22 protein-coding genes are annotated in these 12,074 nt (G+C 51.7%); 19 read left to right on the top strand and 3 right to left on the bottom strand.

What is annotated here, in order from left to right; translation table 11 throughout:
- Position 1: 1 nt before the first annotated feature.
- The 6 genes from HV832_RS14060 (at position 2) to HV832_RS14035 (ending at position 2,212) form a co-directional block, all read left to right on the top strand.
- On the top strand, positions 2–547 hold the full coding sequence (locus HV832_RS14060) for a YcbK family protein (RefSeq protein WP_176804486.1): 546 nt from the start codon (positions 2–4) through the stop codon (positions 545–547).
- 22 nt (positions 548–569) lie between these two features.
- Positions 570–785, top strand: coding sequence for a hypothetical protein (locus tag HV832_RS14055; RefSeq protein ID WP_176804485.1), 216 nt, complete (start codon positions 570–572; stop codon positions 783–785).
- A gap of 46 nt (positions 786–831) precedes the next feature.
- Complete coding sequence (locus tag HV832_RS14050) at positions 832–1,446, top strand: hypothetical protein (RefSeq protein ID WP_176804484.1); 615 nt, start codon at positions 832–834, stop codon at positions 1,444–1,446.
- Positions 1,443–1,736, top strand: a complete 294-nt coding sequence (locus HV832_RS14045) for a hypothetical protein (RefSeq protein WP_176804483.1) — start codon at positions 1,443–1,445, stop codon at positions 1,734–1,736. Before HV832_RS14050 ends, HV832_RS14045 begins: the two co-directional genes overlap by 4 nt.
- A 93-nt stretch (positions 1,737–1,829) precedes the next feature.
- On the top strand, positions 1,830–2,024 hold the full coding sequence (locus tag HV832_RS14040) for a hypothetical protein (RefSeq protein WP_176804482.1): 195 nt from the start codon (positions 1,830–1,832) through the stop codon (positions 2,022–2,024).
- 32 nt (positions 2,025–2,056) lie between these two features.
- Positions 2,057–2,212, top strand: a complete 156-nt coding sequence (locus HV832_RS14035) for a hypothetical protein (RefSeq protein WP_176804481.1) — start codon at positions 2,057–2,059, stop codon at positions 2,210–2,212.
- Here the strand turns inward: HV832_RS14035 and HV832_RS14030 are convergent.
- Complete coding sequence (locus HV832_RS14030) at positions 2,194–3,402, bottom strand: RNA-guided endonuclease InsQ/TnpB family protein (protein ID WP_176804480.1); 1,209 nt, start codon at positions 3,400–3,402, stop codon at positions 2,194–2,196. The two genes, HV832_RS14035 and HV832_RS14030, sit on opposite strands and share 19 nt — an antisense overlap.
- A gap of 22 nt (positions 3,403–3,424) precedes the next feature.
- Here HV832_RS14030 and tnpA point away from each other — a divergent pair, with 22 nt between their 5' ends.
- The 9 genes from tnpA to HV832_RS13985 all read left to right on the top strand — a co-directional run bounded on the left by tnpA (position 3,425) and on the right by HV832_RS13985 (position 7,637).
- Positions 3,425–3,841, top strand: a complete 417-nt coding sequence (tnpA, locus tag HV832_RS14025; RefSeq protein ID WP_176804479.1) for an IS200/IS605 family transposase — start codon at positions 3,425–3,427, stop codon at positions 3,839–3,841.
- Between the two features lie 165 nt (positions 3,842–4,006).
- The gene (locus HV832_RS14020) at positions 4,007–4,384 is read left to right on the top strand and encodes a hypothetical protein (protein WP_176804478.1); all 378 of its coding nucleotides are present in this window, start codon (positions 4,007–4,009) and stop codon (positions 4,382–4,384) included.
- 2 nt (positions 4,385–4,386) lie between these two features.
- Positions 4,387–4,572, top strand: a complete 186-nt coding sequence (locus HV832_RS14015) for a hypothetical protein (RefSeq protein WP_176804477.1) — start codon at positions 4,387–4,389, stop codon at positions 4,570–4,572.
- Positions 4,573–4,636: 64 nt separating this feature from the next.
- Complete coding sequence (locus HV832_RS14010; RefSeq protein ID WP_176804476.1) at positions 4,637–4,960, top strand: hypothetical protein; 324 nt, start codon at positions 4,637–4,639, stop codon at positions 4,958–4,960.
- Entirely contained in the window at positions 4,957–5,379 is a 423-nt protein-coding gene (locus HV832_RS14005; protein ID WP_176804475.1) for a hypothetical protein, read from the top strand. Before HV832_RS14010 ends, HV832_RS14005 begins: the two co-directional genes overlap by 4 nt.
- Positions 5,366–5,731 carry a hypothetical protein gene (locus HV832_RS14000; RefSeq protein WP_176804474.1) on the top strand — a complete coding sequence of 122 codons (366 nt, stop codon included), beginning with the start codon at positions 5,366–5,368 and terminating at the stop codon, positions 5,729–5,731. Before HV832_RS14005 ends, HV832_RS14000 begins: the two co-directional genes overlap by 14 nt.
- A gap of 67 nt (positions 5,732–5,798) precedes the next feature.
- A complete protein-coding gene (locus HV832_RS13995; RefSeq protein ID WP_176804473.1) occupies positions 5,799–6,122 on the top strand; it encodes a hypothetical protein in 324 nt (107 codons plus the stop codon).
- A gap of 36 nt (positions 6,123–6,158) precedes the next feature.
- Positions 6,159–7,052: an amino acid ABC transporter substrate-binding protein gene (locus HV832_RS13990; protein ID WP_176804472.1), complete on the top strand. Its 894-nt coding sequence runs from the start codon at positions 6,159–6,161 to the stop codon at positions 7,050–7,052.
- 3 nt (positions 7,053–7,055) lie between these two features.
- The gene (locus HV832_RS13985; RefSeq protein WP_176804471.1) at positions 7,056–7,637 is read left to right on the top strand and encodes a hypothetical protein; all 582 of its coding nucleotides are present in this window, start codon (positions 7,056–7,058) and stop codon (positions 7,635–7,637) included.
- Between the two features lie 96 nt (positions 7,638–7,733).
- Here HV832_RS13985 and HV832_RS13980 read toward each other — a convergent pair whose 3' ends face one another.
- Positions 7,734–8,345, bottom strand: a complete 612-nt coding sequence (locus HV832_RS13980; RefSeq protein ID WP_263398763.1) for a formyltransferase family protein — start codon at positions 8,343–8,345, stop codon at positions 7,734–7,736.
- A gap of 70 nt (positions 8,346–8,415) precedes the next feature.
- Positions 8,416–8,730: a hypothetical protein gene (locus tag HV832_RS13975; RefSeq protein ID WP_176804469.1), complete on the bottom strand. Its 315-nt coding sequence runs from the start codon at positions 8,728–8,730 to the stop codon at positions 8,416–8,418.
- Between the two features lie 602 nt (positions 8,731–9,332).
- Here HV832_RS13975 and HV832_RS13970 point away from each other — a divergent pair.
- From HV832_RS13970 to HV832_RS13955, 4 genes are all read left to right on the top strand, one after another.
- A complete protein-coding gene (locus HV832_RS13970; protein WP_176804468.1) occupies positions 9,333–9,743 on the top strand; it encodes a hypothetical protein in 411 nt (136 codons plus the stop codon).
- 139 nt (positions 9,744–9,882) lie between these two features.
- Positions 9,883–10,353, top strand: coding sequence for a hypothetical protein (locus tag HV832_RS13965; RefSeq protein ID WP_176804467.1), 471 nt, complete (start codon positions 9,883–9,885; stop codon positions 10,351–10,353).
- A gap of 500 nt (positions 10,354–10,853) precedes the next feature.
- Complete coding sequence (locus tag HV832_RS13960; protein WP_176804466.1) at positions 10,854–11,114, top strand: hypothetical protein; 261 nt, start codon at positions 10,854–10,856, stop codon at positions 11,112–11,114.
- A 79-nt stretch (positions 11,115–11,193) separates the two neighbouring features.
- Positions 11,194–12,057 (top strand): hypothetical protein, encoded by an 864-nt coding sequence (locus tag HV832_RS13955; RefSeq protein WP_176804465.1) that lies wholly within the window; start codon positions 11,194–11,196, stop codon positions 12,055–12,057.
- Positions 12,058–12,074: the final 17 nt, after the last annotated feature.

Genomic DNA, 12,074 nt, shown 5'->3' with positions numbered 1-12,074 from the left:
CATGCAGCGTCGGGAATTCCTGAAAGCCATGCTGATCGGCTGTTCCAGTCTGGGACGGCCGGCAGTGGCACAGGAAAACAGACGCGAACCCAGCGTCATCTGGATGAGCCGTGGCAACGAACAATACCAGTTTGATATTGCAACCCAGGCTGGCTACCTGACTGCCGCCTACCTGCTGAGAGACATCAGGGCGAACCGGCAAGGCTATCCCGACATACGCCTGCTCAAAACCGTGGCGTGGATGCAGGCATGGCTGGCGCTGTATGGTCACCATGTCAGAATCGACGCCTTATCCGGCTTACGCACACGCGAAACCAACCAGCACACAGAAAAGGCAGCGCAAAACTCCTGCCATCTGCCGGATGGACAGGGCGTGTTCCGGGCGATCGACTTTCGCACCCAGACCATCCCCAGCGACTATCTGGGCAAACTGGCCGGGCTGTTGAAACAAGGCGGCGTTGGCATCTACCAACGCAACTTTATCCACATCGACACCGGAGCCGTGATCGGACACAACGGCCTGCCACGGATCTGGACCGGGGCATAGCGCAACTGCAGACAAGCACACCATGACCATCATCAATCAGGCACGCGAAGTGGTAATCACCATCGAAATGCAGATCGGCTATCAGGACCCGGTGCTGCTGCGGCAAGCGTTGAAAGAAGCCTATCCCTTCGAAAGACGCAAAGGGTACCGCTACCGGGCATGGTTAGGAGTGATTAAAGAAAGAATCGGCGGCATGCGGCCAAAAAAACCCGATCCCAACCAACTGACCCTGTTTTGACGGCTTTACCTTGACCGTGGCGGATTACCAGAACTGAAAGGACACGATGACAAAATCAGAAATCGAAGTGCGCGCTATGGCCTACCGGATGGCACTGCCAATTCCACCAGAATTTGACATTCGGAAATCCAACATCCAGATGTTCATCGATTGGGATACGCGTCGTTTTGTCAAAACCGTCAGCCAGATTGGTCAAGAATTCGTTGACGATCCGCAATATAAAGCACTCCATGATTATTATGAAGCGTCGGAGCAGCAGGCCAACGCGCTTTGGCTTCAAAAGTATGGTGAGGCCATGCCCGATTGGATCGAGGGACAGTGGGCGGAAACAACACCAGCAACCGCTATTCCATATGAAGGATTGACTACGCTGACGGATGCGCAATGGACATTTGCAGTCAACGTTCCGCCTGACTTTACCCTCGATGAGTTCTGGTTTGTTGTGGAAGGATTGGGGTGGCGGCCAGGTGTTCCCGTATCGGAAGAGGATGAAAAATGGATAGCTGTCTGGGCTGAAGAATCGGAATGCAGCAATTATTTACAGGGTGTGCGCAACATTCTCGGTATGAGCGATGCACCCTATTATCAGGAACCACATTGGGTACCACCGGCAGTTGCCCGGCTCATCAACCAAAGCCAGACTTCAAAAAAAACAAAATGAATAACAGAAAACAATATCTGCACCGCTTCTGGCACTGCATGAATTGTCTCATACTCGCATTTGTCATGGCATGGGTAGCGGTACCGGCGTATCCGCTGCTGATGATTGCATTGACACCGCTGGATCATGTCACGTTGCCAAAGCTCCTGCTCGGACTCCATTTGTCCAGTGTCTGTACCGGCGCCATAGCTTACGCGCTAGTCACCTCGATTCCAGCCATTGCGCGCAAATTGACACCTGACTTGTCGGGAATCATCAGTCACCAGAAAAGTAAAGCATCAATCGTGTAACGTAAATCCGGCATCAGGACCGAAGCTGGTCACTGACACCGGCCAGCCGACACCCTTCAGCAAATCCGGCCACCATTCATAGAAAGGAAGAAAATGTGCCCTAAAGACGACCCGATGAGTTTCCTCCACTGGATCATTCTGATCGGCGGCGGCATGCTGTTTGCCACGGCCTTGTACCTGATCATCACAGGACTCAAACATCGCCTCAGCAACAAAATCCGCCAGCAACCGATCGAAACCGCCACTTTGAATTTTCTGCCAGCGGGAACCAACCTGAATAACCGTTGAAGGAATGGGGAATCCGTACTACGTGGTGGCACATGGCGATCATGTGCGCGGCGCTGCATCGCGGTTCCCCACAGACTTCAAAAAATGGATATGAGCAACATCAGGCGCACATCGCGGGAATGACTTTTGACATCCTCGCCGCCCTGAAGGACGGCGATTCCTACGGCACTCAGGCGGCAATCGCCTGAGTTGCTTCGGCGGGTTCCTGCTTCACCGAGCGGCCCGACTGCACCGTCTCCCCACAGGCTAAAACGCGATGTCCTCGCGCTAGTATATTGATGGCACCGACGAGATCGGCGTTTTCTTCAAAGCCGCAATCAACGCACTCAAACCGGGCTTGCGTCTGCCGGTTGTCTTTCGACACATGCCCACAGCACGGGCAAGTCTGGCTGGTGTATTGCGGCGGCACGGCGACGACGAAGCCGCCATTCCATGCCGATTTATACTCCAGTTGCCGCCGAAACTCGAACCATCCCTGATCGAGAATCGACCGGTTCAGGCCGGACTTCTGTTTCACCATCTTGCCGTGCTGTTCGCTGTTGCCCCTGGCCGACTTGGACATGTTCCGAATCCGCAAATCTTCGATGGCGATCATGGCGTGGTTTTGGCTGATCTGGCACGAAGCCTTGTGCAGAAAGTCTTTCCGGGCGTTGGCGATACGAGTGTGAATGCGCTGGACGTTGGTTTTCGCCTTCTTCCAGTTGTTGCTGAATTTGACTTTGCGGCTCATGGCTCGCTGGTAGCGTGCCAGCCGTTGCTGGTGTTTCTTGAAGCTGTTGAGCGGATCAAGATAGCTTCCGTCGCTCAGAGTGGCGAAACGGGCGATGCCCATGTCGATGCCAACAGCTTCACCTTGCGGCAAAGGCTGATCGACTTCGCGCTCCGTTTGGATCGACACGAACCACTTGCCGCACGAATGACTGACAGTCGCGTTCTTCACCTCGCCTAGAACACCCCGGCTATTGCGGTAGCGCAGCCAGCCGAGTTTTGGCAGGAACACGCGGCTGTTGCCCTGATCAAGTTTGACGCCTTGCGGATAGCGGAAGCTGTCGCCCATGCCCTTTTTCTTGAAGCGCGGGAAGTCGGCGCGTTTCTCGAAGAAGTTCTTGTAGGCCCGTTCCAGATTCTTGAGCGCCTGTTGCAAGGTTTGGCTGGGAGTTTCGCTCAGCCAGAGCGTTTGCGGTTGTGCCTTCCATTCGGTGAGCGCCTTGCATAGCGCAGCGTAGCCAAGATTCTTTTCTCCCGCCTTGTGCCGCTCCTGCTGCAACGCCAGCGCCTTGTTATAGACGAATCGGCACGAGCCAGCGAAGCGGCGCATCTGGCGCTGCTGTTTGCCGTTGGGCTGTAGCTCGAATCGGTAGGCTTGAAGTCGTTGCATGTCGCATAGTATATTTTGGTCTATGGAAGAAAACAACGACATTCGGCGCGGACGTCACTGTGTTTTTAACATGCATGTCCATTTGGTCTTTGTGACGAAATATCGCCGCAAAGTGTTCGACTCAGCGGCCATCGACAGGCTGCGCGAACTATTTGCCAAGGTTTGCAACGACTTCGAGGCGCAACTGGTCGAAATGGACGGCGAGCGCGACCATGTGCATTTGCTGGTCAGCTATCCGCCGAAAGTACCAGTGTCCGCCTTGGTCAATAGTTTGAAAGGCGCATCCAGTCGCGTGCTGCGAAAAGAAAGGCCGGACATCGCCAAACGCTTCTACTACAAGGGCGTGCTGTGGTCGCCTTCTTACTTCGCGTCCTCTTGCGGCGGCGCTCCGATCAGCATCATTCGCCAATACATTGAGCAGCAGGCGACACCAGCTTAATGGCAGAAATGGAGTCCTGCGGACTCCGCGCTATCCATCCCCGGCCTGAACGCCGGGGCTTTCCCCGCATACTGGTAAGCTGCGCAAAATAGCAAGTCATTTCAGCAAAATAAATGACAAATAAAAACCATACTTAACGATAGAAAAAATTCAAGTCGTTAAGCTATGTACCTCCCCATTATTGAACAATACGGCTACACCGAATCCGGGCTTCTGGCGCTGGCCATCCAGACATTGGCAGGTGCGAATACCGCCCGGCTCTGTGCCGTCCAAGCCTACGGCTTCTCCATCCACTATTGCTGCAGGATCGGCAATGACCTGTACCTGCATGCCTGGGGCTGCGCGCGCCAGCACCAGCTGATCCAGCGCACCTGTCAAGACCTGCCGGCAGCGGTCTTGCAGATTGTCGAGATCGGATCATCCGGTCTGTTGTCACAGATAAACGCCATACAACCGCAAGAATTTATCGAAGCCAAAACTGCGGCTAAACAACTCTTTGCGCTGGTATCGGCGGCTTCCGTCAAAACTAAAAAGGGGCATTAAATATGGAATTTGGACCCAGAACCAAAACCAAAATCAGCAAAGCAGTGATGAACGCCATCATGACCACGCCCGCCGTCAGTGCAGAACAGCTGGAAAAAATACGGCAGCAGAAAAGACTGGCGCGGCAACGCTCAGAAAATGCCCGCGAAGCCAGGTTCTACCGCGAACGCGATTCGATGACTTGCTAAAAACCGGATTCATGAGAACCTGAATCTGTGACCACACCTTGATTCCTCCACCACCAAAGAAGCAATGACCCTGATCTTACTTACCCTGCTGGCGCAAGCCTGCATCACCAGCGCGGATGTCTTCGTAAAAAAACACATCGCGCTGCAGCCCTCTGACCGGCAGCGCACCTGGATATTGCCCTATGCACTGCGGCGCTATACGGGATTATGCCTGCGGCTGTTCGCCATTTTCATGATGCCGGTGGCAGGCGCGGCCACGCTGTTTTCAGCGTCTGCGATCTCCCTCTCATCCGCTGTGGCCTGGTACCACGGCGAACAATTCAGCGCGCGCGAAAAACTGGCTGTCGGACTGATACTGGCCGCCGTGCTGATCCGGGGACTGGCATGATTTCCCGGCGCAGCCTGTTGTACATTTCCCTGATTCAGTTCGTATTTTCTTGTCTCGACGTGTTTGCCAGACATGCATTGCGCGGGCAGGGGGACTTCTTAACGGCCATCTGGCATCCATGGTTTTTGCTGTGGGTGCTGCTGCAGGCCCTGATCGCACCGTTTCAGATCCGCCTGATCACACATCATGGTCTGGGCAGAGGCGTGGCGCTGATGAATGCATTTTCTGTCATCTACGCCATGCTGATCGGCATTTTCTACCTGCAGGAAACCGTCTCCCTGCCGCAAATGATCGCCACTGCCTTAGTCGTCATCGCAGTCGGACTTCTGCTGACCGGTCGTCCGGCCGTATCGCCTGAAACGACACCCACTTATTTACCATCACCAACCACCACAGGAGAACAAGATGCAACAACGTAACACCGCAAAGCGAAAAATGCTGGCGCTGATCATCGGACTGGCACCGTTAGCTGCCAGCGCCCATAACCCGGCACCGGAACCGGTCTCTGTCGGCAGAGCCTGCCATGAAAAAGATTGCAGCGCGAGTGCCGGCGTGTCGCGGCTGTACCTGATCAAAAACCAGAATGGTTATCTGGTGGCGGTCAGCGATCAGGAACTGGACGCCCCGGCCCAGATCCACCGGACGGGTTCCGCCAAACAAATCCGCTATCAGGGTAAAGACCAGCAAGTGGAAACGACACTGGTCGTGCGCGATCACCAGACCATCGCGATTGATCGCCTGATCGCCACCGGCGATAACGACTCGGAATAACCACCTCAGAAAGCCCGGACGACTGCACACCGCACCAGCGTGCGGTCATCCGGCACAGGAATCTATCATGAACCAACAGCCTGAACAAACCAATGCAGCCACGACCGGAGCCGTGACCAAAGAAGACAAGCTGTATCAGCGCGTCGTGGCCACCGAAGAAGTCCAGCAAGCCCTGTACCAGTATGAATGCGCGCGCGCACGGCGCGACAGTATTGACCGCAAGCTGGAGGGTGGGTCCGGGGCCACCGACAAAAACAAGCTGGCGTATTGGGAAATGGAACTCACCTCTGCCACCACCGAATTGAAAAAACTGCAGGCACAACATCCTGTTCTGGCCAAACACCCCCTCATTGCGGCAGTCCATGAGGAAGCACCACCCATATCTTCCTGAAACGCTGTCTGTCCCATATTCCACTGCGAGACTATTATGACCCTCAAAATCACGAAACTGGCAATATTGACCGCACTCTGTCTGCAATTACCCGGCATGGCGTATGCCATTTCCGAATCCGGTTCCACCCTCGATAAAATGCGTGACTCCAATACGCTGGTCATCGGCGTGCGGGAATCGGCAGCACCGTTTGCCATGATGAAAAATGGGGTGGCACAGGGATATACCGTCGATTTGTGCCGCAATGTGGTGGCGGGCATAGAAAAATACCTCAAGACCAAACTCGACATCCGCTATGTGCCAGTCAACGCCAAAAATCGCATCAGCTTACTGCAGGCCGGTGAAATCGATATGGAATGCGGCACCACCACCGATACCCGCGACCGGGAAAAAGAAGTGGCGTTTACCTATCCTATTTTCGTGACCGGTGCGCGGCTGGCGGTGCGCAAAGACTCGCCCATTAACGATTATTCCCAGCTGGGCGGTACCCGCGTGGTAGTGGTGGCCGGATCTTCCTGCGAAAAACTGATTCAGCCAGTCCAGGTGGCAGCGCAATCGAAAGGAACGCCGTTCAGTGTCAGGCTGGTCAAAGACAACAATGCCGGAGTGCTGGACGTGGCCAATCATCAGGCTGATGCCTTCTGCACGGATGACGTTCTGTTGAATGGGGCGATTGAAGAAAATAACCTGAATGGCAAGCTGCACCGGGTCAGCAGGCTGCTGTCGATCGAACCGTATGCCCTGATGATCAGGAAAGACGATGAACAATTCCTGAAACTGGTGGACGGCATCGTGGCAGAGAACCTGATCAATGGCAGCGCCTACAAACTGGTCAAAAAATGGTTCGACCGTCCAGGTCAGGCTTACCGGTTCAACAGCATGACAACGGCGCTGTTCTCGTTCCCGAATAAAACCACGGCTTTTCCCTGAAACATGAGTCTGAACCCATGCCGGCGCAGTCATCACAGCGTGCTGCAGCAGGATGAACCACACCAGTCCGCGCCAGTCTCGCAAAGGGAACTGGCGCAAATCCGGGTTGACGCCATCGAAGTGCTGATCATCCACTTGCAGATGTGTGGTCTGGCGCTGGTCAGTCTTGACATGACAGAATGCCAGCACAGTGAAGCAATGGCGCTGGCGAACAAAGTCATCGAGCAGCTTCAGATTGACCGTCGTTATATGGGCAAATTGTTCGATTTGTTCCAGTACCACACCAAAAGCTTACCGGAAACAGTGGCACCGGTCCTGCCGGGCATGCTCCCTGAACTCCGTCAGACCATGTGGGATTCGCTGGAGGATGTCTTGCAGCTGGCAGCGCATACTGCCAACCGCGGCACCATATCGCGGGAACGGGCGATCGGAATTGCGGAAGGGGCAATTGCCCTGATGGTGCATACCGGTGCCTGTGATGCTGAGACGTCAGTCGGACAAATGGCACTATACCGGGAAAAACTGCAGACTTCCGGCCCCTCCGCATCCCTGTGGCAATGGTTGCGGTCAGCGACGGCTATTTAACCGTGACGTCACGTTTAAATACAGGCTGGCGCTGCTTGCACTAGCCAATCCATCGATCGACGTGATTATCCGTTTTTACCCGGCCAGAACGCACATTTAATCGTGACGCGTCACGGCTGGAAATGGCAGCACATTCATCGGCAGGGTGGAGATCACGCACAGAGAATCATCGACGGCAATCCGGTTTTGTAAATGCAGGCGCACGGCCTGGATGAGGCAGAGACTTTCTGCGTCCTGAATCCGCTGCCGCAATGCGGCCACCGGTTCCAATAAATTCCGTCGCAAAACTTCTTCGCAAATGACCGGACCTTGATTAATTTCTGTTGTCAGATAAAAGGCGCGCGCACTGATCAGCCGGACACCGGCTAATAATTCCCGTTCAAATGCGGCGGCAGAGAAGGGCAAGGAATGGTGAACACCAATCACCTGATGCGGGAAACTGTTCAGTAGCACGCCCGATATGCGGGCACAGAACTTGGCTACAATGATCAGGTCGATGCTATGCGACCGCAACAGGAACAGCAAGGCGCTCTCCTGATCGGGAGAGAGCTGCTTTTCCATCGGCAGCAGAACGAATTGCACACCATATTGCCGGGCCAGGGCTTCAGCATCACGGCTGGGGCTGATGATCATGTCCACATACCCCAGATTTCCATGAATTTGGGCGTTCATCAGGGCTTGTAAGGCATGCTGCTCATCCGAAACCAAAATAGCGATTTTGGGGAGCGAAGGTGAAGTTGTTGTATCCAATGTTGGGTCTGTCAATCAGGTAAAAAGTTCAGGCGAAGCGTCGCCGCGTATCTCCCATTTTGGACCGGAGTTCAGCAATGGGAATGTTCGTTGTTTCATGAATTTGCAACAGCAACACCGCACCCAGCGGACGCTTTCTGGTGCGAATCTTACTGAGTTCCGCCTGTTGGATGTCATTAAAACCTAAGCGGTACAGCATCTCAATATCGGTCTCCGCGTGCAGGGTTTGCTTCACGAAATCCAGTAAGGCATTGGGATCATACGTGGGTAGCGTCAACAAACTGACAACCTTCTCCAGCTTGTGCGCTTGCCGCTTAGTAATCAGTAGGGAGTCCAGTGCCATAATGGGTCGAGCAAAAAATAAAAGAATGAATTCAAGCAACTCTGTCGAAAATCATTCTACTTGAAAAAACCAAATTGCCGACTCAGTTCGTTGTAGCAATAACAAAATTGTTATTCGCAGCGTCTGGCAACGGTGTTACGTCAAATTGTAATAATATTGAAGCCCGCATCGATGCGCAGAAGCAGGGCTGATGCGCAAAAATAGGTTCACAATCTCGCAATCATGATGGATAATAGTAGAACTCCCGTGAGGAAACTCACATCGTTTCGGTGCTGGCCACCAACCCTGTTTACCAGCAGGTAAATATCCACAGCAAACACGCTGCAAGTTATTTCTTATATTCACCGGCACCGCCGTTCCTAACGGCCTTGTTCCACCCGGAAGTCCATGCTGGCGTCCGGGGTCTTACTTTCTGCAGAAAGCAAAAGATTTTTCCCATTGCGCATCTGCAATCCACAGTCACGGCCTATCGTGACTGAAGCCAAAGCTGGCCATCAAAAGGTCACAACATGTCGCACCAGATCGCAAGCATATCGGATGAATCCACTTCGTCAAGCGATCATCCATTTACTTTACATCCTTCACTATTTCAGAGGAAAACCATGAACTACACTTTCGAACTCCCGCTCCAGATTTTTATTCTGAAACACCGTAACATCCGCATGTACTGGATGGGATCGTTTACAAACCTGGTCGCTTGTACCCGGGCCATCAATGAATGGGAATTAGACCCCTTGGAAACGCTGGTCGTGATGTCCGGCAATTTGCCGGCAATGACGGCAGATGAACATGCTGCACAAGTCCAGGACATTCAAAGCGAAATCGATGAATTGGGCAAACGCCTGCTGACCGTGCGCTCACTGGATGAAAAAGTCTATGTGAAATTCCGTATGAAGGAATTCGAATTGAAACTCAAGCAGTTCAGGCTGCATTACTTCAATTTCGTGAAACAAGGACGCCCTGCTAATCGCCCGGTTCAGCGCCGCGAAAATTATGCAGCGGCCAATACCTGATGCGCTGCAAATCTGATGCGCTGAAATGGGATTAAATAGCATCATCAATACAAATCTGCTGGCTCAAAAATTCTATTCTTTAATTCCATCGGGGAATTCCCCATGGGATTCCCTTATTGATCACACATAGGAGGAATCCATGAAAATCAAATCACTGTTATCAAAGGCAAAACGTTGCTCCAGTCAAGAAGATGCAGCGCAGCTTCTGGATCTGCTGAAAGACAAAATCAATAAACATCCATTACTGTCGCATCTTTGGATTTACAACGCTGAATCCATGATGGAAGTCGATACGCCATTTGTGAGTTTTGAACTCAATCGTGTGTATTCAGATGAATATGTGTTAATGATTCGTCCTGAAATACGAGACGAAGCGTTCACCATTCAAGTCACGATGTACCACATGCAAGATAAGCTGGGTGTATGCAGTAAAAAAGCAAACCCGCTGGTTGAAATGAACGAGGTCCTTGAACCATCAAAGGAACAGAACCTGGAAGAGGTTTGTGTCCAGGCAGTGAAGATCGCCATTAATTACCATCGCATGCTGATGGTAAGTGTTGGCGTGCCAAATTCGATCGCAAACACGACCGCTGATTCCTGCTGGAAGTAAGCAGAATTTACCCATCGGGGACACCCCGTTGGGATGTCTCCGCATAATCAACTATCGCAGGAGAATCACATCATGATCGATCAACATACCTCTGTCACGCCAAATGAGAACGAGGCAGTACCATCAGTCAATCCAACATCCAACGCCAGTTTCCTTCACATCGGTCAGCGTCGATATAAGTTACGACGCCTGATGGCATCTTCTGATAAATATGGCCCCTGTGAAGTGTGTAAAGCTCACGTATCAGATGTCTTCTACCAATCCGAAGAACGGTACTTCAGACATGAAACAATGCCATTCCGGGAGGGGTGGACACATGACGGATGTAATAGTCATTTTGGGCATGAGGCATGCTTACTTGGCCTTCGCACTGGACAGTTTGCATTTACTGTCACGCACACAAACAGGAGTTATGCGGTTCATGACACATCCATCAAGGTCACGGCAGTGGCAGGTACAAATTAATTCTGGATCAAGCAAAATCTTTGAAGGAAATTCAAATGAACGACAACATTGAAAAGATTCCAGGAGCAAAGGCTATCGGCCAACGGCTTGCGAATGCGGAACTTAATTTCCGCGAAACCGTGCGTGATCTAACAAGCTGCAGTGAAGAAGAAGCACTCAAAGCATTCAATGTAATGCGCAAGTTGAAAGAGATTCAACTTGATTCTGGTGGCGGTCGGTACAACGTCATTCACGGCATGTATTTGGAGCCTGAAGTTTTGCGTAACGCAATCAATTACCCTAGTTCAGATTTTTGAACTGGAAACTTAATCCCAATCAATCCTGGCGGGTGCCATCCCGTTGGGATGGTACTCGCCTTTAACTTGGAGTATCAAAATGAAAATTAAAATTTTGTTTAGCTACGTAGAATATATTGTTCCACCGCGTTGCAGAAACCCACGTCCAGTTCGATTTCACGATGGCGAAATTGAGTTGGAAGTGCCTGAAATTCAATCTGATGCGGCACCAGTAGCAATTCGCGCTACATACAAACGTGATTCCATCAATCCATATCAAATGGAATATCGCTGGTACCACAATCGATTGTGGACGGCCGTTCAATGTTATCGCGGTGAACCACAATTTGACAAAGAGACGAAAGATGCCTCGAAGTACGCTATGTATTCCGATACGATAGACCTTCGCAGCAAGTATCGTTTAGAAAATCGAGATTTCGGAATGTATTTGTCAATTGTGACAAATTCGAAAGTCCAGGCTATTGAATACTTACGCGAATGGGCAAAGCATCAGTTGATCATCGACAACATCCGGTACCAACCATGCGGTGAACCACATTACGTTGTGATGACTTTTGGCATGGGTAGTAATCATGGTGGAACTGCTTGTATGATTGATGGTTACTACGATCAGAATGATTGCAATTCCAGCGTTTTCAGCTTATTGGAACGTGAAAGTGCGATTACAAAAGCGACTGAAGTAGCAACGCAGAGGGGAGACACAAAATCCCTGCCAATCATTCCTCACGGACCTGAATGGGAAATTTTGATAGCTGAAGCTATTCAGATTAAGCCGCTTGAACAACGCGTTCGAAAGTTTGTTGGGCACATCAAAACAGATATAGAAGGATCTACTTGCGAATTCGAATTCGAGGTTAGCGCAACAGCCTCAGAGGAAGAAATCGACAAAGAAGCACGTGAAGCGGCATTCAATCATGTTGAATGGTCGTACCGCCAAGTGTAATAACAAATGAAATTCAA

Source organism: Cognatundibacterium oligocarboniphilum (assembly GCF_013377855.1).
Taxonomy (GTDB): Bacteria; Pseudomonadota; Gammaproteobacteria; order Burkholderiales; family Burkholderiaceae_D; genus Undibacterium; species Undibacterium oligocarboniphilum.
Note: the sequence above shows the minus strand (reverse complement) of the source record. Positions and strands in the feature narration are given on the sequence as shown.

What these genes read in the sequence shown, in the direction of transcription:
- HV832_RS14060 (WP_176804486.1), top strand. Translation starts at nt 2, where the DNA reads ATGCAGCGTCGGGAATTCCTGAAAGCCATGCTGATCGGCTGTTCCAGT.
- HV832_RS14055 (WP_176804485.1), top strand. Translation starts at nt 570, where the DNA reads ATGACCATCATCAATCAGGCACGCGAAGTGGTAATCACCATCGAAATG.
- HV832_RS14050 (WP_176804484.1), top strand. Translation starts at nt 832, where the DNA reads ATGACAAAATCAGAAATCGAAGTGCGCGCTATGGCCTACCGGATGGCA.
- HV832_RS14045 (WP_176804483.1), top strand. Translation starts at nt 1,443, where the DNA reads ATGAATAACAGAAAACAATATCTGCACCGCTTCTGGCACTGCATGAAT.
- HV832_RS14040 (WP_176804482.1), top strand. Translation starts at nt 1,830, where the DNA reads ATGTGCCCTAAAGACGACCCGATGAGTTTCCTCCACTGGATCATTCTG.
- HV832_RS14035 (WP_176804481.1), top strand. Translation starts at nt 2,057, where the DNA reads ATGGCGATCATGTGCGCGGCGCTGCATCGCGGTTCCCCACAGACTTCA.
- HV832_RS14030 (WP_176804480.1), bottom strand. Translation starts at nt 3,402, where the DNA reads ATGCAACGACTTCAAGCCTACCGATTCGAGCTACAGCCCAACGGCAAA.
- tnpA (WP_176804479.1), top strand. Translation starts at nt 3,425, where the DNA reads ATGGAAGAAAACAACGACATTCGGCGCGGACGTCACTGTGTTTTTAAC.
- HV832_RS14020 (WP_176804478.1), top strand. Translation starts at nt 4,007, where the DNA reads ATGTACCTCCCCATTATTGAACAATACGGCTACACCGAATCCGGGCTT.
- HV832_RS14015 (WP_176804477.1), top strand. Translation starts at nt 4,387, where the DNA reads ATGGAATTTGGACCCAGAACCAAAACCAAAATCAGCAAAGCAGTGATG.
- HV832_RS14010 (WP_176804476.1), top strand. Translation starts at nt 4,637, where the DNA reads ATGACCCTGATCTTACTTACCCTGCTGGCGCAAGCCTGCATCACCAGC.
- HV832_RS14005 (WP_176804475.1), top strand. Translation starts at nt 4,957, where the DNA reads ATGATTTCCCGGCGCAGCCTGTTGTACATTTCCCTGATTCAGTTCGTA.
- HV832_RS14000 (WP_176804474.1), top strand. Translation starts at nt 5,366, where the DNA reads ATGCAACAACGTAACACCGCAAAGCGAAAAATGCTGGCGCTGATCATC.
- HV832_RS13995 (WP_176804473.1), top strand. Translation starts at nt 5,799, where the DNA reads ATGAACCAACAGCCTGAACAAACCAATGCAGCCACGACCGGAGCCGTG.
- HV832_RS13990 (WP_176804472.1), top strand. Translation starts at nt 6,159, where the DNA reads ATGACCCTCAAAATCACGAAACTGGCAATATTGACCGCACTCTGTCTG.
- HV832_RS13985 (WP_176804471.1), top strand. Translation starts at nt 7,056, where the DNA reads ATGAGTCTGAACCCATGCCGGCGCAGTCATCACAGCGTGCTGCAGCAG.
- HV832_RS13975 (WP_176804469.1), bottom strand. Translation starts at nt 8,730, where the DNA reads ATGGCACTGGACTCCCTACTGATTACTAAGCGGCAAGCGCACAAGCTG.
- HV832_RS13970 (WP_176804468.1), top strand. Translation starts at nt 9,333, where the DNA reads ATGAACTACACTTTCGAACTCCCGCTCCAGATTTTTATTCTGAAACAC.
- HV832_RS13965 (WP_176804467.1), top strand. Translation starts at nt 9,883, where the DNA reads ATGAAAATCAAATCACTGTTATCAAAGGCAAAACGTTGCTCCAGTCAA.
- HV832_RS13960 (WP_176804466.1), top strand. Translation starts at nt 10,854, where the DNA reads ATGAACGACAACATTGAAAAGATTCCAGGAGCAAAGGCTATCGGCCAA.
- HV832_RS13955 (WP_176804465.1), top strand. Translation starts at nt 11,194, where the DNA reads ATGAAAATTAAAATTTTGTTTAGCTACGTAGAATATATTGTTCCACCG.